Source organism: Cellulomonas sp. GbtcB1 (genome assembly GCF_019091725.1).
Classification (GTDB): Bacteria; Actinomycetota; Actinomycetes; order Actinomycetales; family Cellulomonadaceae; genus Cellulomonas.
The window spans coordinates 17,132-33,371 of record NZ_JAGXJG010000050.1 but is presented as its reverse complement, the minus strand read 5'-3'; the positions used below and the strand labels follow the sequence as shown (position 1 = coordinate 33,371).

Here is a 16,240-nt window from a genome sequence, read left to right as displayed (position 1 = left end):
TTCGGCACCTGGGTCATCCCGGCGTAGAGCAGCAGCGCGGTGTACCCGAGGCCCGACCAGATCCCGATGGCGATGATGATCGGCATGGCCTGGCTGGCGTTGTAGAACGAGACGCCCGGGAGGCCGACGGCGTGCAGCAGGTGGTTCAAGTAGCCCAGCTGACCGTCGAGCAGCCAGGCCCAGATCAGCGCGATGGCGACGTTCGGGACGAGCCACGGGAGCAGCAGGATCGACCGCACCCAGGTCTTGAGCCGCAGCCGCTGCATGAGGGCCGCGGTCAGCAGCGCCAGGACCGTGCCGAGGACGACGCTGGCGACGACGAACTGGACCGTGACGACCAGCGAGTTGCGTGCGACGTCGTCGGTCAGCAGCTCGCGGTAGTTGTCCAGGCCGATGAACTGCGGGTCGTTGAGCAGGTCGAAGTCCGTGAGCGAGTACCAGATGCTCCGGCCGCTCGGCAGGATCCAGAACACGACGAAGCCGACCATCGCCGGCACGAGGAGGACGAGCGCCGCCCACTTCTCGCGGTGGTGGATCGGCCGGCGGGCCCGGGGCTCGCCCTCCGCTTCGGCCGGGGAGGACTGGCCTCGTTCCCGGGTGGCTGAGCTGGACATCACACACCTCTCGTCCTGGCGTCAGGGGTGCGACTGTGCACCCTGCGCTGCGTGAAGACGAGCGTAAGCGCTCCAAGCAATCAGAATCAAGCATGTAACGCATCGTTTACGCGTACGCCCGAGCAGCGCGTGGTGCCCTCCCGAGCCCCTGCCAGGACGTCGCGGCGGCTCAGACGGTCGACCGCGCGGGGCGCCGGGCGGCCCTACAGTGCCCGGATGAGCGCACGTCGTGCCTGGTCGCCGCCAGGCCCCGCCCGGTGAGCGGCACCGCGCCCGCGGGCTGCCGCGCGTGCCGTCAGCTCGCGGACACCGCCGGTCACGAGCCCTACCTCCTCGACTTCGCCGAGACGCGCCTCTGGCTGTGGCGGTGCACGGGCTGCGCCACGCTCTGGAACGTGACGGAGCGGTCCGTCGCCCCGGTCCCGGACGAGCACGCCGACGCCCTGCACCCGACCTGGCGCGACCACGAGCGCTGGATCCGCGCCACGTCCCTCCGCACGCGGCTCGCGCACCGGTCGGCGATCCCGACACCGCTGGTCCGCACGGCCCTGCTGCACCACGACGTGCTGGCGCCGACCGGTCGCGCCGCCGCCGACGGCGTCCTCGTCCTGCACTCCGGCGCGGATGCGGCGGCGCTCGTCGGAGCGCCCGGCGGTCTGCGAGCGCGCGGGCTGGCCTCGGCGCTGCGGCGAGCCGACGTGCGGCGCCTGGTCCTCGACCCGGGGACGCCGTGGGCGCTGCACCTCGGCGGAGAGCCGTTGCAGGAGCTGGTGCGGGCGTCCCGAGCCGTGCACACGTGGGCGAGCCGCGCGCGCGGCGACGAGCTCCGGTTCTCCTTCCCGGCCGGACCCGAGCCCGCGTCGGCCGGCCTCGGCCCCCGCGGCGTGCCGCCCGCGCCGCCGCAGGGCGATCCGTACGCCGGGCGCGAGGTCGTCGACGAGGCGCTCAGCGCCGCGGTGGTCGCCTACCTCTCCTACGGCAGCACGCCGTTCCCGTGGGCCGACGAGCAGGCGGTCGCGGCACTCCACGTCGACGGGGACCCCGCGGAGCTGGTGGAGCGCGTGCGGTCGATCGACGCCGAGATGACCGGCTACGAGGTCGACTGGGGCCGGCACGGGTACCAGGGCGGCTGCGCGGAGGCCGCGGCGACGCTGCGGGCGCGGCACCCGGAGCTGGGACCGCAAGCGCTCGCGGCGCTGGACTGGGCGTTCAGCTACCGCTGGCGCTGACGTCTCCGGCATCGGCCGTCCCGTGCCGGGAGCCGACGGCGCGTGGCAGGGCGAGGCGGGTGGCGACAGACCGGGGTCTACTTCCTGACCTTCTCGGGCCCCCACCGACGCAGGAACCCGACCCGTGTCTGGCCTTACCGTCAGGTCGGCCACCCGGGTCCACGGTAGGCCGACTGAGCCCCCGACGCGTCGAGCACCACCCGAAACCCGGGTCTAGCAGGGGAAGCCCGGGAGGCGTGCTCCCCCCTACTACGCATTCCGGTCCCGCCCACCCCGATCGTCGGCGGCGGGGCCGGACACCGTAGGCCGAGTGGTCGCCCGCCGTCCGGGTGGTCCTCCCGGGCGACGGCCGGGGCCAGTCGTCACGGCAGTTACAGTGCGTCACGTGACCTCGTTCTACGACGACCCGGACGCCGCCCTCGAGCGGATCCAGGCCGACATCCGCGGTGCTCAGGAGCGCGCGGAGCAGGCCGCCCGGTTCAAGGAGTCCGTGGACCGGCTCCGCGGCCGGGCACGCAGCCCCCGCGGGGAGGTGACCGTCGAGGTCGACACCGGCGGGCAGCTCGTCGACCTCCGGCTCTCCGACGACGCGACGGAGATCGTGGCGCGCGACCTGTCCGCGCTGATCCTCGACACGGTCCGCGCCGCGACGCGCGACGCGGCGCAGCAGGCGATGGTCGTGACCGCCGAGATGTTCGGCGAGGAGTCGCCCGTCACCGCGCAGATGCGCACCGAGCTCGCGCCGCGGCTGGGCTGAGGCGTGGACGGGTTCCAGATCGACACCGAGGTGCTGCGCCGGCACGCGACCCGGGTCGGGCAGGTCGCCGGCGACGTCGGCACCGCGCAGTCGGCCGCGGGCAGCTCGGACCTGCACGGCGGCGCCTTCGGCCTGCTGTGCTCGTTCCTGCCGCCGATCGTCGCCGGCACCGACCAGGCCGCGAAGGACGCGATCGCTGCGATCCGCGAGGCGGCCGACGGCATGGCCGCCGAGCTCGGCGTCATGGCGCGGTCCGTGGACCAGGCCGACCAGGGGGTCGAGTCGCGGTTCCAGGCGATCTCCCGGGTCCTCGCCCGGTGACCGCGAACCCCCTCGTCGCCGGCCCTGTCGACACCTCCACGGCGTTCGGTGGCGCGGGCCTGCTCGACTCGCTCCAGAGCCTGAACACCTCGCTGCAGTCCGGTGACTGGCTCGGGTCCGCCCTGTCCGGTGTGGGTGTCGCGCTGGACACCGTCGCGACCGCGATGGACCCGCTCGGCTCGCTCATCGCCGCGGGTCTCGGGTGGCTGATGGAGCACCTGGAGCCGCTGAAGGGCTGGCTCAACGACCCCACCGGCGACGCTGGCGCCGTGCTCGGGTTCGCCGGGACGTGGGACAACGTCGCGGCCGCCATGAACGGCGCCGGTGACGAGCTCGACCGGCTCGTCCGCGCCGACCTCGAGGCGATGTCCGGGGCGTCGATCGCCGCCTACACGGCCTACGCGAACGGGCTGGCCGACCGCGCGAGGGCCGCAGGGTCGTCCGCGTCTGCGATGGGCTCCGCGCTGCGCACCTGCTCGACGATCGTGCAGGCCGTGCACGACCTCGTGCGGGACACGCTGTCGCAGATCATCGGCGGGATCATCTCGGGCGCCCTGTTCGCGGTGGTCACGGTCGGCGCGGGCGCGCCGAAGGTCGTGGCCGACCTCACGGCGCGCGTCGCGTCGGTCTCGGCGCGCATCGGCCGGCAGGTGACGGCGGTGGTGAACGCCGTGAAGAACCTCAAGGGGCTGCTCGGCGAGATGGGCGACATCCTCGCCCGTCTCGCGCAGGGCGTGCGGGGGCGGCGCCCCGGCGCGGCTGCACCGGCGCCGCGGACGGCCGACGTCCCTGGCGTGCCGACCCGGACCGCCCTCCCCGACATCAGCGACATCCCGCACCCCAAGAACGGGCACGACGCGAACGCCTGGGCGGAGGCCGTGGCCGCGCGGCACCCGACGTTGAACAGCGACGAGGTGCTGGGGATCTACCGGTACACGACGGTGACCGGCTACGACGAGATGAACTCGCTCCTCCGGCAGACACGCGACTTTACTCCCGAGCAGGCCGTGAGGATCCAGACCGACATCGACAACGCGGTGTCCGGGCTCGCGAAGCTCCCTCAGGTCCCTGGAGTCACGCTGCGCGGCTCGCACCTACCGGAGCACATCGAGAGCGACTACGTCGTGGGCAACCAGGTCGCGGACCCGGCCTTCTGGAGCACGTCGCAGAGCCCCGCCGTTGCCGAGCGGTTCAGGATGAACTCCGTCGACCCCGAGATCAGGCCGCAGGGCGGGAACGCGTACTTCACGATCTCGGGGCGCAGCGGCGTGGATGTGCAACAGCTGTCCCACTTCGGGAACGAGGCTGAGATCCTGATGGCTCCCGGCACGCCGTACATCGTCCGGGGCGCGGATCCCGACCCGAGAGGCTTCACGCGGTACGAGCTCGAGGAGGCGCCGTGAACGACCTGATGGAACCGGTCGGCCCGGAGTGGCGGGCGCTCAGCCCGGAGGAGAAGCAGCGCGTGTTCGCCGCCTGGGCGGCCCGTCGCGAGGCCGAGCTGGAAGCGGAGCACGGGCCGGTGACGGACGACGGACTCGGCCTGCAGAAGGCGCGCGTCCCCGTGGCGAGCGAGGTGACGGGTCACGTCCGCCCGGACGGGACGGTCGAACCGGTCGACCCGGCGTCGGGATCGACGACCGGAGCCGCCCGCGGACGGCACCGCGACCAGCGCCACGACCACCGAGACCGACCGGAGAACCCCTGACGATGTCCGACGCCGCCCACGCCTTCCTCAGCGCGATGGACAAGCTGCCCCGGTTCGACGGCTTCTCCTTCCGGGGCCTGCCCGAGGGGTCGGAGCCGCCTCGGACCGTCGTCGCGACGACGGGCGTCCACGCGTCGTCGCGGAGCCCGCGGGTCGCCACCGAGGACTTCACCAGCGCGGCTCTGCTGGTCCTGCTCAACCGCACGGCGCGGAGCATCAGCGAGTTCTCCGCCCATCCCGAGGAGCGCGAGGTCGTCGTCCTGCCGGGCACCGTCTGGCGCCCGCTCGTCGAGCTGACCGTGCCGGGCTACTCCGGTGCGGTGTACGTGATCGAGGAGCTGGACCTGACGCAGAGCCTGCCGCAGCCGACCGAGTGGGGCGCCACGCTGGCCGAGCTCGCGGGCCGGGTGCAGCGGGTCGTCCAGCAGGACCTGCACGGCGAGCGGTCCGCCGTGAACGTGCCGGGCAAGTTCGCGGGCACGTGGTCGGGTCAGGAGATCCAGCCCTCCTGACCCGGGGGGACGGGCGTGGCCCGACTCCAGTGCGGCCGTGGGCCGGTCATCGGCTGCCGGGGCGCTCGGCGAGCCGGTGCGACGCCTCGTCCCGGCCGGAGCGGCTGCGGATCCAGGAGCGGATCAGCGCGTCGAGCAGGTGGCCGACCGCGAGGACGACGATCAGCACGGGCAACCGCGACCAGCTGGTCGTCTGCACGATCAGCTCCGACGCGAGGGCAAGTGCCAGGGTCAGCACGAGGCCGACCGTCATGCGATGCACCTACGCCTCGTCTCCGTCGACTCACGTGCTTGCCTGAGGCAATGTAGTCGCGATCCGACTCGCCGCGCGGGCGGTCTTCTCTAGACCTCGCCTGCGGTTCGGGATGTCGCTCCACCCGGAGGCGTGTGGCGGGCGACCCCGTTCGCCTCCGTGGCGTCGTGACGCCGCAGGCCCAGGGCCGCTTGATAGCGTGACGGCCCGCACGCAGCAGCAGGCCGACGGGGAGTTCCGAACGTGAGCAGCACAGCAGCATCCGGTGGCGTCGTCGCCGTCCGCGCGCTCGACCCGGCCGCCGGCGGTGCGGTCGTCGCCCGCCTCGACCGCGGCACGGGCGTGCTCGACCCGGAGCGCCGCTCGCTGCGTACCAAGCCCGTGACGCTGGACCGCCGGGTCCTGCTGGCGCTCACGTCGAGCAAGAAGCGCACCGGCCTCATGGTCGAGCGCGGCTGGCGGCGGGTGTTCCTCCCGCTGATCGAGGTGCACGGCGGTGCGGCGCTCGGTGTCCCCGCCGCGGTCGCGCGCGCGCTCGCGGACGAGCTCGAGGCCCGCGGCACCCGCGAGACCACCGCCGTGATCGCCCCGCTCCGGGCGCACGCGGATCACCTGGATGCCGGGCTCCCGGTGGCGTCGTCGCCGCTGGGGCGGTACATGGGACTGGGGGGTGGGGGCGCCCTCACCTCGCTCGGCGACTTCTGAGTCCGCCGACGACCTTCTGACACGCGCACGACCGCAACACCCGGGGGTACGGAACGCATGAGTGTGGACGTCTCGATCGCGGCGCTGGACACCGCCGCGTCCGAGCTGGAGACGGTGGCGTCGGAGCTGCAGGCGCTGGACGTCGCCGGCGCGTTCGCGGGGATCGAGGCGGCGCTGCCCGGCTCAGCCGTGCCGGACGCGGCCGTGTGGGTCTCGACGCGCGTCGGCGCCGCGGTGCAGGTGCTGGGGGAGAACATCCGCGGGATGTCGGCGAGCGCCTCCGGGTCGGCCGACGGCTACCGCGCGGCGGACGGGTCCGTGCAGACCCGGTTCGGCGCGATGGGGGCGTTCTGATGGCCGCGCTCACCCTGGAGGTCGTGCGGAGCTGGCGGCCCGAGGCGCTGTCGGAGGCCGCGACCGGCGTCGGCACCGCGCAGGAGGCGGTCGATGCGCAGGTGCAGGCCGCCAAGTCCGCGATGACCCGCCTCGGCGACCACTGGGACGGCGACGCCGCGCAGGCCGCCGCGCAGCGCATGGCCAGCGAGGCGACCACCGGATTCGCGCTCGCGGACGCCTTGGAGGCGGCGCGCTCGGCGCTCGCCTCGGGGGCCACCGACCTCGGCCGGGCCAAGTCCGCCGTGCTCGCGACCGTCGACGCGGCGACCGCGGCCGGGTTCACCGTCGCCGGCGACGGCCGGGTCACGGCGCCCACGCTCCCGCCGGTGATGACCGCCGCGGGCGACCCCGACGGCGCCGGCGCGCAGCGGGACGCCCAGCAGCGCGCCCTCAACGCGGAGGCGCAGGAGCACGCCGACGCCATCGCGACGTCGCTGCAGGACGTGGCGACGACGGACCAGCAGGTGGCGGACAAGCTGTCGGCCGTCGAGGTGCCGCAGACGCTGCAGTCCGCCGTGGACGCCTACCTGCAGCGCGCGTTCGCCAGCGGCGACGTCATCGGCGCGCTCGGCTCGGTCGGCGCCGGCGGCGTCGCGCTGGCGCAGGTGATCAAGGGCGTCATGAAGTCGGCGACCAAGGGCAAGGCGTTCCTGGACTTCCTCCGGGCCTCGGGCGCGCCGATCACGCATTACCAGGCGATGCTCGACAACTTCGCCAAGGCCGACGCCGCGATGGACGTGTTCAAGAACGGCAAGCCCGCGGCCGAGTGGATGACCAAGCTGCTCGGCGCCCGGGGCGCGGGGCTGCTGCGCACCGCCGGCAAGGCGTTCCTGCCGCTGACCGTGCTGACGGGCCTCGCCGACACGGTGACCGGCGGCGGCTACGACGGCGCCCGCGGCTGGGCGACCCGCGGCTTCGGCCTCGCGGGCGCGGCCGGCGCCGGCACGCTCATCGCCGTCGGGACGGGCGCGCTGGCCCTCGGGCCGGTCGGCCTGGCCGTCGCCGGCGGCGCGGTGCTGGCCTACGGCGCCTGGAGCCTGGGCAACCTGATCTGGGACAACCGCGAGGCCATCGGCGACTTCGTGTCGACGGCGGGCAAGGCCGTCTGGGACGGCGCGACGACCGCGTGGAACGCGACGACGGACGCGGTGTCGAACGCCGCCGACTGGGCGGGGGACCAGGTGGACAAGGCCAAGGATGCGGTGTCCGACTTCGGCAAGGGCGCGCTGAGCGTGCTCTCGGGCGGCCTGCTGTGACCGCCGCGCCCGAGGCGGCTGCGTCGCCGGAGACCCCGGGCGCCCCGGTGCCGGTCGAGGTGCTGACCGACGAGGAGCTCGCGATCCTGGCCGGCCCCGGCGGCCTCGTCGTCGCGCCCTACCTCGCCACGCTGCCCGACGCCGACCGCGAGGTCGCCCTGCGCACCGCCTACCGCGGCCTGCTCGCGCGCGGCATCGTCGACCCGCCGACCCCCGCGGCGCTCGCGGCCGCCGTCGGCGAGCCGACCGTCGAGCTCCAGGTCCGCCAGGACGTGCTGTCGCTCGTCGCGCTCCGCCGCGGTGCGTCGGCCACGGTGTGCGTCGCCCGGTCGACCGTGCTCGGCCAGGACTACTGGTACGCGCACGTGGTCCGGGACGTCGTGCTGGTCGAGCAGGTCACGACCGACGGGCAGCACCGGTTCGCGCTCGCGTCGGCCGGCACGCTCGGCGACCTGATGCTCGACGCGGCGGTGCACCCCGAGACGGCCGACGGCACCGGGCCGGAGATCGCGGTCGCCGACCCCGACGAGCCGCCGACCGAGGTCGTCGAGCACCTCGGGTCCGCGCTGGTGCGCGCCGACGTCGTCGTGCGGGTGCCGGACGACCGCGAGCCGGAGCTGCTCGGGCTGTTCACCGGGCCGGGCGGGGCGTGGGCGCTGTCGGCGCGGGAGGCGTCCGGGGGTCCCGTGGTCGCGCGGCCGCTCACCCGGGAGGCGCTGGAGGCGCAGGTGCGGGAGCTCGCGGAGCGGGCCGTGTCGACCGCGGCGGCGGTGGCGTCGGCGGCGGCCGGGGCGCGATGACCGAGACCCTGGTCCGGATCCCGGCCTTCTCGTCGCGGTCGTCGCGGCGGTGGATCGTCGCGACGGCCGTCGGGGTGGTCGCCGTGCTGGGCTACCTCTGGGTCGCGCAGCCCGAGAACCGGGTCTTCATGCTGCTGATGGTCCCGCTGGCGCTGTACTTCGTGGTGCTGGTGTGGCAGTCGACGTGGCTCGACCCCGTCGCCGGCTCGCTGGTGCGCGTGCGGTGCCGGGTGTGGCGCCGCGAGGTGCGGCTCGAGCCGGGCACGGCGGTGTCGCTGGTGCCGAACGGTGGTGGCGCGCTCCTGCTCAGGGCGAAGGCGGCGCGGGGTCCTGCTCTGTACGCCTCGCTCGTGGCGCGGACCGACTACCTCGACCAGTCCCAGCCGCCCGCCCTGCTCCGGCAGATCGCCGATGTCGTCGAGCAGCACCGCGCCGGCGGCGCGCGCCCGGTCGCCGAGGCGCTGCGCAAGCAGGCCGACCACCTCGACGGCGGCGGCACCGTCGCGAGCTCGCCGCTCGCCGGCCTGATCACGACCGGCGTGCTCACCGCCGCGAAGGCCGGTGGCGCCGGCGCGATCGGCGGCCACCTGGGCTGACGGGCGCCACCCCGGTCAGGCCGCCGGCCCCCGGCGCGCCTCGATCAGGTGCCGCGTCGAGTGCGCCACGACCGGCCGCCCGGCCCGCATCTCGGCGTCGAGCGCCCGCAGCGTGTCCTCGTAGCGGTCGACCGAGAAGTCCGGCACCCACCACACGCACTTCCGCAGCAGCCAGACGACCGCCCCGACGTCGTGGAGCTCCATCCGGCAGGTCGCCCGCCGCAGGTCCACGACGGTCAGCCCGGCGCGCTCGGCGTCGGCCGCCTCGTCGTCGGGGTCGCGCGCGACCGGCCCCGGCACCGGGCCGACGAACCGCTCGATCAGCTCGAACACCGACCGCGGCCCGACGTGCTGCCCGAGGTAGGTGCCGCCGGGCCGCAGCACGCGGTGGATCTCGGCCCAGTCGGGCCGCACGGGGTGCCGCGCGCTGACGAGGTCGAACGAGGCGTCGGCCGGCTGCTCCCCGTCGCCGGGCTCGACCACCCCCACACCGCGCGGGCCGAGCAGCTCCCGCGCACGGCGGGCGTTCGGCGGCCACCCCTCGGTGACGACCATCCGCGGAGGGAGCACGGGGGCCTCGGCGACGACCTCGCCGCCGCCGGTGTCGACGTCGAGCGCGGAGTCGACGCGCGCGAGGCGGTCGGCGAGGAGGCGGGCGTAGCCCCACGGCGGGCGCTCTTCGGTGGCACGGCCGTCGAGCCAGCCGAAGCCCCAGCCGGTGACGTCGGCGGCGGCGGCCTCGGCGGCCAGGTCCTCGAACGGGCGCATCGCGGCATCGTCGCACCGCGGCGGGGGTGTGGTCGCTGTATTTCGGCCGAGGTCGTGGGTCCACGGCGAGATCGAGGGAGTCAGGGACCCTGCGCGGGACAGCCTCGACGTCGGCCGGGGTCGGCTCAGGCCCGGGGCGCCAGCAGCGCCGCCGCGACCTCCCGCGCCCGCGCGAACGGCCGGTCGAACGTCCCCATCCCGACGGTGACGATCGCCCCCTCATAGACCAGCATCAGGGCCCGCGCGGTGTCCTCGGGCTCCCGCACACCCGCCTCCCGGCACAGGTCGACGAGCAGCCCGACCTGCCACGCCTTCTCCGCGGCGACCTCCGCGAGCACGGCGTCCCCGTCGCCGACCGACGACTCGGCCCGCGCGTTGATCGCGCTGCACCCCCGGGAGCTGTTCGCCGTCGACCAGGACGCTGCGGCGTCGAACACCGCCAGCACGCGCTCGGGCCCGGGCGACGGCACGCGGTCCAGGGTCGCCAGCAGGTGCTCGCGCCAGCGCGCGTCCCGCGCCCGCAGGTAGGCGACGACCAGCGCCTCCTTCGACCCGAACCGGTCGTAGAGCGTCTTCTTGGTGACCCCGGCGGCCTCGGCGATCGTGTCGACGCCGACGGCGTGGATGCCGCGCTCGTAGAACAGGTCCGACGCGGCGTCGAGGACGCGGCGGGCGCCTGGAGTGAGCGGGGTGGCGGGCTCGGGCGTGGCCATGCGGCGAGTATACCGATCGGTCTACCGTGCGGACGGGTTCGGCGGCCGCGGTCGAGGCAGCCGTGCGCGACGCCGTTCGGCGCGCGCGAACGGGTGAACGCCGCCGAGCGCCGCCGCCGGCACCGGTGCAGCCCCTACGGTACGGACGACCGCATCGATCGTGCGGTCGACCGCCCTCCGAGGAGCAGCCGTGCGCCACGCATCCGGCGACGCCGCCCACCGCGCCCCGCGACTGCGCACCTCTCTCCGGGGTCGCGTCCGCTCGAGCGAGGGCTGGTCCGTGGTCGTCGTGGACCGCCTCACGATCCGGTACTCGGACGCCGCTGGCGACGTCGACGTGAGCGCGGAGGCCCGGGGCGGCAGGCGCACCGGCTTCGAGCTGTACGCCGAGTCGATGGCGCACCTGCCGCGCGAGCGGGCCGACCTCGTCGTCGCACGGGTGCGCGAGGCCTTCGCGCACGCGGGGTGGCACCTCCGGGTCGACGGGTGAGGCACATTCGGGCGAGCGTGACCGGGAGGCGCCGGCCGTTGCTGCGGAACGGCCCGCTCGCCTGGTTGCTCGGGGGCTTCTGGGTCGGCATGTGCGCACTCGCCGTCGGGCTGGAGGCGAGGGCTGCGCCGGTCGCGGCGTCGGTCGCGGGTGCCCTGGGCGTCGCGCTCCTGGGGCGGATGGTGCTGATGGGCGTCTCCTGGGACGGGCGGGAGCTGCGGTGCGTCTCGTGGCTGGTGACCCGCCGCGTCCGTGCCGACGACGTGACCGCGGTCCGGGTGGTGGGCTACTCGGGCTTCGCCAACCGGTTCAGCGAGTCCCGGATGCTGTCGATGCTCGTCGTGGAGCGGGTGTCGGCGCGGCCGGTCGTGCTCCGCGGCACGATCGCCCGGGCGGCGACGGCGAAGGCTGCCGCACGGGACATCGAGGGTGCTGTGCTCGGCGGGGTCGGTGCTGCGCGGGACGCGTCCCTCAAGGGGGCGCGGGCGGACGCGCGGGCGCTGGTGCGCGAGACGCAGGCGGCGCTCGCGGCGGTCGACCGGGCGTTCGGGAGCCCAGCTGACGCCACCGACGCGGACTTCGAGGCCGCTGTGGAGGCGGACACGCTCCAGGCCGCGGTGGCCGGGGGTCTGCGCCGGGACGGCATGGGCACCTCCGGCGTCCTGTTCGGCAAGGAGTCGTGCCGCGAGCTCCTCCGCCGGACCGACCTGCGGCCCCCGCAGCGCGAGGCGGTCGCCCGGATGCTGTCCGTGCTCGAGCGCTGGTAGGCCGCGCCGCGAGTGCCGGGCGCCCGCGCTCCCGCGTTCGGGGCGCGCCCGAGTAAACAGGTCTGTATAGTCCCTCGACATGAGTAAACAGGTCGGTCTACTCGCCCGCGTGCTCGTCGGTCTGGCCGCGGTCGGCTTCGTCGCGAGCTGGAGCTCCGGCTTCGTCATCGCGAAGGTCGCGACCGTCGACGCCTCGTCGCTCACCCTCCTGGTCTGGCGGTTCGTCCCGGTCGCGGTCGCCCTCGTGGCGGTGACGCTCGCGACCGGCGCCGCCCGCGACGTCCCGCGGGCGGACCTGCGACGGCAGGCGGTGATCGGGCTGTTCGCCCAGCTCGGCTACGTCGTGCTCGTGTACGCCGCGATCGCCGCGGGCGTGGCGACGGGGACCACCGCGCTCATCGACGCGGTGCAGCCGCTGGTCGTCGCGACGCTCGTCGGGCCGCTGCTCGGGCTGCGGGTGCGCGGGGCGCAGTGGGCCGGCCTGGCGGTCGGTGCGGTCGGGGTGCTGCTCGTCGTGCGGTCGCAGCTCGGCGGATCGCAGGCGCCCGCGGCGGCGTACCTGCTGCCGCTCGCCGCGATGGCGTGCCTGGTGGCGGCGACGTTCCTCGAGCGCCGGTTGCCCTCGCGGCCCCCGGTGCTGGTCGTGCTCACGGTGCAGGTGGTGGTGACGGCGGCGGCGTTGCTGGTCGCGGCGGCCGTTGCGGGTGAGCTCTCGCCGCCGGCCGACGCCGGGTTCTGGGTCGCGACCGCGCTCGCCGCGGTGTTCCCCACACTCGTCGCCTACGGGCTGTACTGGTGGCTGCTGCGCCGGATCGGGGTGACGGCGCTGAACGCGCTGCTGTTCCTGGTCGCGCCGGCCACCGCGGCGGCGGGCGCCGTCGGGCTGGGGGAGCCGCTGACCCCGGTGACGCTCGTGGGGTTCGCGCTGTGCGGGGCCGGGGTGGCGGTGGTGCTGGCGGTGGAGGCGCGGGTCACGCGGGCGGCGGCGCGCGCACCCGTCACCGCCGGCGCGCCCGCCCCGCCCCGAACGGCCCCCCGAACACGATCGTGATGCCCAGGACGAACCCGAAGTCGTACCAGTTCCCCGAGTTGAACACCTCGTACGGCGAGACGGTCCGGGTGAACAGCGAGACGATCCAGGTGACCGGCAGGATGATCCCGTGCCAGAGCCCGAGCCAGAACCCGGCGGGCTCCTCGGCCCCGGGCGGCGCCTGACCGACGTCGGGGTTCACGCCCGCGGCGCAGGCGGCGAGCAGCAGCACGGTCGCGGCGGCGACCCCGACGGCGAGAGCGATGCGGGTGCGCGGCCTGCGACGGGTCTCCATGCCGGTCATCGTGGCAGCGCCCCTCGCAGCCTGGTCGGGCGCGAGGTCGCCGGTTGCGCCTGACCCGGACCGGCCACCGAGACTGCAGAACCGGACTGTCCGCGCGGCGCGTGATGGAGTCCGGTTCTGCAGTCTCGGCGCACGGGCGGCGCCCGGACGGGTGGCGCTCGGCGCACCGGGGCGTCGCGGAGTCGGAGCCGCCGTTACAGTGCGTCACGTGACCTCGTTCTACGACGACCCGGACGCCGCGATCGAGCGTGTCCAGGCCGACATCCGCGCCGCTCAGGAGCGCGCCGCCAAGGCCGCCGAGGTGAAGGACGCGCTCGACCGCCTCCGCGGCCGGGCGCGCAGCCCGCGTGGCGAGGTGACCGCCGAGGCCGACCCGTCGGGCCAGCTGGTCGACCTCCAGCTCGCCGACGGCGCGACCGACCTCGCGCCGCGCGACCTGGCGGCGCTCATCGTCGAGACCGTCCGCGCCGCGGGCCGGGACGCCGGACGCCAGGCGCTCGCGGTCACGGCCGACGCGTTCGGTGCGGAGTCGCCGGTGACCGAGCACCTGCGCGGCGAGCTCGCCGGTCGGCTGCGGTGATCGCGTGAGCGGGGGCTTCGAGGTCGACACCGAGGTTCTGCGGCGCCACGGCACGCGCGTCGGCCAGGTGGCCGGCGACCTCGGCACCGCGCAGGCGGCCGCCGGTTCCGTCGACCTGCACGGCGGCGCGTTCGGCGTCCTGTGCTCGTTCCTGCCGGGCATCGTCTCGGGCGTCGACAGCGCCGCCCGGGACGCCGTCACGGCGATGCGCGAGGCCGCCGACGGCATGATCACCGAGCTGGGCGCGATGGCGCGCTCGATCGACGAGGCCGACCAGCGTGTCGAGGCCCGCATGCAGTCCATCGCCCGGGCGCTCGACCGGTGACGGCCAACCCCCTGGTCGCCGGCCCGGTCGACACCTCGACCGCGTTCGGCGGCGCCGGCCTGCTCGACTCCGTGACCCAGCTGTCGGCGTCCCTGCAGTCGGGCGACTGGCTCGCGGCGGGGCTCTCCGGGGTCGGCGTCGCGCTGGACACCGCCGCCGCCGTCATGGACCCGCTGGGCTCGCTCATCGCCGCCGGGCTCGGCTGGCTGATGGAGCACCTGGAGCCGCTCAAGGGCTGGCTGAACGACCTCACCGGCGACGCCGGTGCGGTGCTCGGGTTCGCCGCCACGTGGGAGAACGTCGCGACCGCGATGAACGGCGCGGGCGACGAGCTCAACCGCATCGTGGCCGCCGACCTGGAGGCGATGTCGGGCGCCTCGGTCGTCGCGTACGCGACCTACGCGAACAACCTGGCGGACCGGGTGCGCGCCGGCGGCGGGTCCGCGTCGGCCATGGCGTCCGCGCTGCGCACGTGCTCGACCGTCGTCCAGGTGGTGCACGACCTGGTCCGGGACACCCTGGCGCAGCTCGTCGGCTCGATCATCTCGTGGGCCGCGGAGCTCGTCCTGACCGTCGGACTGGCGACGCCGTACGTGGTGTCGCAGGTGACGACCCGGGTGTCGTCGCTGGCCGTGCGGGTCGGGCGGTCGGTGACGGACCTGCTCACCTCGGCGAAGTCGCTGAAGGGGCTGCTGGAGGCGATGAAGGACGTGCTCGCGCGGCTCGCCTCCGGGGTGCGCGGGCGGCTGCCGGGAGCGGGGCGCCCGGGAGCCGGCCCGGGCGTTCTCCAGCGGTACCTGGACGACGCCTCGGCGGCGGACCTCAATCGGTTCCCGCGGAGTGAGGCGATCCGGAACTACTCGACGAACATCCCGCCGAAGCCGGGCTGGTACGACGTCGGGATGCACGGCAGTCCCGAGCGCGTCTTCCTGGAGCACACGGATGGGTCGACGTTGGCGATCGATCATCGGACCCTGGCTGACCTGATCAGGAGACAGCCCGACTACGACGGCTCACCGATCCGGCTCCTCAGCTGTAGCACCGGGCGCGACGCCGATGGCATCGCTCAGCGGCTGGCCGACGCCCTGGGTACCCAGGTCGAGGCCCCGTCTGACACGCTGTGGATCTGGTCGAACGGCGCCACCGGAATCGGCCCGACCCAGAGGAACCTGACCGGGGAGTGGCGTATTTTCGACCCGCGGACTGGAGGGGATGCTGCGTGACATCGACCGAGCTGGGCTTCTTCAGGGAACTGCGTCACGGAGATCCCGAGGGTCCGAGCATCGACGAGGCCCTCGCCCACCCGCTCGAGCCCGGGTTGCGGGAAACGGTCGCCCGCTACCTCGAGCAGGGAAGCGTGATCGTCGCGACGACGGCGCGCACGGACGACGTCATCGAGCCGGAGCACCGCGACGTGAGCGGGATCAACGTGCTGTCGGACGGCGAGTACGTCTGGTCGGAGGACCTCGCCTACTACGTCCGGCGATACGGTGCGCGCGTCCCGGACGAGATCGTGGCCCGTGCGCGAGCCGGCGCGCCGCCTCGGCTGAGCCCCGAGGCGATCGTCGCAGTCGCCGAGCGATTCGCGCCGCCGCCGCCGCTGCCGTAGCGGAGAGGCATCGCGCAGGGGTCTCGCCGTGGACGGGCGCAAGGTCGCCGCGACGCCTGACGAGGTCCGCTACGAGTTGGGGACGACCCTGATGCGACGGTGGACAGCGTGCTCGTGCGACGTATCGGGAGACACACGCGAACACGATCGCCAACTGGGTATCTCTGCTGCAGGAGGCACTCATGGCGTCATCTGCTCATGGGCGGCTCGTGTCCGCCGACGACAAGTTCGCGCGACACGACTACGGGATCGATCCGCAGGACCCGCTCCGCGGGGTCATCGTGATTCCTGTGGACGATCCCGAGTCGTGGTTCATGGAAGGCCGCGACGACCGACCGCGCATGGCCGTGAGACCAGGCGGGCGGAGCGACGATGGGCACGACGGGGTTCGGCCGACTGGTGAGCGAGGGCGCCGATGTCGTCCGGTACGAGTTCGGTCCGAGCCGAGCTCGGCCCGCGGTGTCCTGGTGATCCCGCTCGACGACCCTGAGCAGTGGTACGTCGACG

The 16,240-nt window shown here is 74.6% G+C and carries 23 protein-coding genes; 18 read left to right on the top strand and 5 right to left on the bottom strand.

Going from position 1 to position 16,240, the window contains the following annotated elements; all coding sequences use genetic code 11:
• The coding region (locus KVT14_RS15905; protein ID WP_217616555.1) for a carbohydrate ABC transporter permease at positions 1-614 on the bottom strand (614 nt) is incomplete at its 3' end.
• 257 nt (positions 615-871) lie between these two features.
• Between KVT14_RS15905 and KVT14_RS15900 the strand changes: the two genes are divergently transcribed.
• The 6 genes from KVT14_RS15900 to KVT14_RS15875 all read left to right on the top strand — a co-directional run bounded on the left by KVT14_RS15900 (position 872) and on the right by KVT14_RS15875 (position 5,141).
• Entirely contained in the window at positions 872-1,843 is a 972-nt protein-coding gene (locus KVT14_RS15900; protein WP_217616554.1) for a hypothetical protein, read from the top strand.
• 385 nt (positions 1,844-2,228) lie between these two features.
• Positions 2,229-2,600 (top strand): YbaB/EbfC family nucleoid-associated protein, encoded by a 372-nt coding sequence (locus KVT14_RS15895; RefSeq protein ID WP_217616553.1) that lies wholly within the window; start codon positions 2,229-2,231, stop codon positions 2,598-2,600.
• Positions 2,601-2,603: 3 nt separating this feature from the next.
• Positions 2,604-2,921 (top strand): type VII secretion target, encoded by a 318-nt coding sequence (locus tag KVT14_RS15890; protein WP_217616552.1) that lies wholly within the window; start codon positions 2,604-2,606, stop codon positions 2,919-2,921.
• A complete protein-coding gene (locus tag KVT14_RS23220; RefSeq protein WP_217616551.1) occupies positions 2,918-4,324 on the top strand; it encodes an ADP-ribosyltransferase in 1,407 nt (468 codons plus the stop codon). The genes KVT14_RS15890 and KVT14_RS23220 overlap by 4 nt, the downstream gene beginning before the upstream one ends.
• The gene (locus tag KVT14_RS15880) at positions 4,321-4,629 is read left to right on the top strand and encodes a hypothetical protein (RefSeq protein ID WP_217616550.1); all 309 of its coding nucleotides are present in this window, start codon (positions 4,321-4,323) and stop codon (positions 4,627-4,629) included. The genes KVT14_RS23220 and KVT14_RS15880 overlap by 4 nt, the downstream gene beginning before the upstream one ends.
• 2 nt (positions 4,630-4,631) lie before the next feature.
• Positions 4,632-5,141: a hypothetical protein gene (locus tag KVT14_RS15875; protein WP_217616549.1), complete on the top strand. Its 510-nt coding sequence runs from the start codon at positions 4,632-4,634 to the stop codon at positions 5,139-5,141.
• Positions 5,142-5,187: 46 nt separating this feature from the next.
• On the opposite strand, the gene KVT14_RS15870 is transcribed toward KVT14_RS15875, so the two are convergent.
• The gene (locus KVT14_RS15870) at positions 5,188-5,394 is read right to left on the bottom strand and encodes a hypothetical protein (RefSeq protein WP_217616548.1); all 207 of its coding nucleotides are present in this window, start codon (positions 5,392-5,394) and stop codon (positions 5,188-5,190) included.
• 243 nt (positions 5,395-5,637) lie between these two features.
• On the opposite strand from KVT14_RS15870, the gene KVT14_RS15865 reads away from it, so the two are divergent.
• Genes KVT14_RS15865 through KVT14_RS15845 form a run of 5 tightly spaced genes read left to right on the top strand, consistent with a single transcriptional unit; the run spans position 5,638 to position 9,147 of the window.
• The gene (locus tag KVT14_RS15865; RefSeq protein WP_217616547.1) at positions 5,638-6,099 is read left to right on the top strand and encodes a hypothetical protein; all 462 of its coding nucleotides are present in this window, start codon (positions 5,638-5,640) and stop codon (positions 6,097-6,099) included.
• 57 nt (positions 6,100-6,156) lie between these two features.
• Entirely contained in the window at positions 6,157-6,453 is a 297-nt protein-coding gene (locus KVT14_RS15860; protein ID WP_158372591.1) for a hypothetical protein, read from the top strand.
• Entirely contained in the window at positions 6,453-7,751 is a 1,299-nt protein-coding gene (locus tag KVT14_RS15855) for a hypothetical protein (protein WP_217616546.1), read from the top strand. Before KVT14_RS15860 ends, KVT14_RS15855 begins: the two co-directional genes overlap by 1 nt.
• Positions 7,748-8,551, top strand: coding sequence for a hypothetical protein (locus KVT14_RS15850; RefSeq protein WP_217616545.1), 804 nt, complete (start codon positions 7,748-7,750; stop codon positions 8,549-8,551). The genes KVT14_RS15855 and KVT14_RS15850 overlap by 4 nt, the downstream gene beginning before the upstream one ends.
• Entirely contained in the window at positions 8,548-9,147 is a 600-nt protein-coding gene (locus tag KVT14_RS15845; protein ID WP_217616544.1) for a hypothetical protein, read from the top strand. Before KVT14_RS15850 ends, KVT14_RS15845 begins: the two co-directional genes overlap by 4 nt.
• A 15-nt stretch (positions 9,148-9,162) precedes the next feature.
• Here the strand turns inward: KVT14_RS15845 and KVT14_RS15840 are convergent, their stop codons facing one another.
• Together KVT14_RS15840 and KVT14_RS15835 are read right to left on the bottom strand one after the other, a co-directional pair.
• Positions 9,163-9,915, bottom strand: a complete 753-nt coding sequence (locus tag KVT14_RS15840; RefSeq protein WP_217616543.1) for a class I SAM-dependent methyltransferase — start codon at positions 9,913-9,915, stop codon at positions 9,163-9,165.
• Positions 9,916-10,040: 125 nt separating this feature from the next.
• Entirely contained in the window at positions 10,041-10,628 is a 588-nt protein-coding gene (locus KVT14_RS15835) for a TetR/AcrR family transcriptional regulator (protein WP_217616542.1), read from the bottom strand.
• 190 nt (positions 10,629-10,818) lie between these two features.
• On the opposite strand from KVT14_RS15835, the gene KVT14_RS15830 reads away from it, so the two are divergent.
• The 3 genes from KVT14_RS15830 to KVT14_RS15820 all read left to right on the top strand — a co-directional run bounded on the left by KVT14_RS15830 (position 10,819) and on the right by KVT14_RS15820 (position 12,936).
• Positions 10,819-11,118, top strand: coding sequence for a hypothetical protein (locus KVT14_RS15830; protein WP_217616541.1), 300 nt, complete (start codon positions 10,819-10,821; stop codon positions 11,116-11,118).
• Positions 11,119-11,135: 17 nt separating this feature from the next.
• Positions 11,136-11,885: a hypothetical protein gene (locus KVT14_RS15825; protein WP_217616540.1), complete on the top strand. Its 750-nt coding sequence runs from the start codon at positions 11,136-11,138 to the stop codon at positions 11,883-11,885.
• Between the two features lie 109 nt (positions 11,886-11,994).
• A complete protein-coding gene (locus KVT14_RS15820) occupies positions 11,995-12,936 on the top strand; it encodes a DMT family transporter (RefSeq protein WP_308161119.1) in 942 nt (313 codons plus the stop codon).
• Here the strand turns inward: KVT14_RS15820 and KVT14_RS15815 are convergent.
• Positions 12,884-13,210 (bottom strand): hypothetical protein, encoded by a 327-nt coding sequence (locus KVT14_RS15815; protein WP_147795686.1) that lies wholly within the window; start codon positions 13,208-13,210, stop codon positions 12,884-12,886. The two genes, KVT14_RS15820 and KVT14_RS15815, sit on opposite strands and share 53 nt — an antisense overlap.
• Positions 13,211-13,427: 217 nt before the next feature.
• Between KVT14_RS15815 and KVT14_RS23495 the strand changes: the two genes are divergently transcribed.
• The 4 genes from KVT14_RS23495 to KVT14_RS15795 are packed head-to-tail and all read left to right on the top strand — an operon-like array spanning position 13,428 to position 15,733.
• Positions 13,428-13,799 carry a YbaB/EbfC family nucleoid-associated protein gene (locus KVT14_RS23495; protein ID WP_217616538.1) on the top strand — a complete coding sequence of 124 codons (372 nt, stop codon included), beginning with the start codon at positions 13,428-13,430 and terminating at the stop codon, positions 13,797-13,799.
• A 4-nt stretch (positions 13,800-13,803) separates the two neighbouring features.
• Positions 13,804-14,124 (top strand): type VII secretion target, encoded by a 321-nt coding sequence (locus KVT14_RS15805; protein WP_217616537.1) that lies wholly within the window; start codon positions 13,804-13,806, stop codon positions 14,122-14,124.
• Positions 14,121-15,347 (top strand): hypothetical protein, encoded by a 1,227-nt coding sequence (locus KVT14_RS15800; RefSeq protein WP_217616536.1) that lies wholly within the window; start codon positions 14,121-14,123, stop codon positions 15,345-15,347. Before KVT14_RS15805 ends, KVT14_RS15800 begins: the two co-directional genes overlap by 4 nt.
• Positions 15,344-15,733, top strand: a complete 390-nt coding sequence (locus KVT14_RS15795) for a hypothetical protein (RefSeq protein ID WP_217616535.1) — start codon at positions 15,344-15,346, stop codon at positions 15,731-15,733. Before KVT14_RS15800 ends, KVT14_RS15795 begins: the two co-directional genes overlap by 4 nt.
• Positions 15,734-16,240 lie beyond the last annotated feature (507 nt).

Bases quoted from the DNA above. Each gene is read 5' to 3' on its own strand.
- KVT14_RS15875 (WP_217616549.1), top strand. From the start codon at position 4,632: ATGTCCGACGCCGCCCACGCCTTCCTCAGCGCGATGGACAAGCTGCCC.
- KVT14_RS15870 (WP_217616548.1), bottom strand. From the start codon at position 5,394: ATGACGGTCGGCCTCGTGCTGACCCTGGCACTTGCCCTCGCGTCGGAG.
- KVT14_RS15860 (WP_158372591.1), top strand. From the start codon at position 6,157: ATGAGTGTGGACGTCTCGATCGCGGCGCTGGACACCGCCGCGTCCGAG.
- KVT14_RS15855 (WP_217616546.1), top strand. From the start codon at position 6,453: ATGGCCGCGCTCACCCTGGAGGTCGTGCGGAGCTGGCGGCCCGAGGCG.
- KVT14_RS15845 (WP_217616544.1), top strand. From the start codon at position 8,548: ATGACCGAGACCCTGGTCCGGATCCCGGCCTTCTCGTCGCGGTCGTCG.
- KVT14_RS15840 (WP_217616543.1), bottom strand. From the start codon at position 9,915: ATGCGCCCGTTCGAGGACCTGGCCGCCGAGGCCGCCGCCGCCGACGTC.
- KVT14_RS15835 (WP_217616542.1), bottom strand. From the start codon at position 10,628: ATGGCCACGCCCGAGCCCGCCACCCCGCTCACTCCAGGCGCCCGCCGC.
- KVT14_RS15815 (WP_147795686.1), bottom strand. From the start codon at position 13,210: ATGGAGACCCGTCGCAGGCCGCGCACCCGCATCGCTCTCGCCGTCGGG.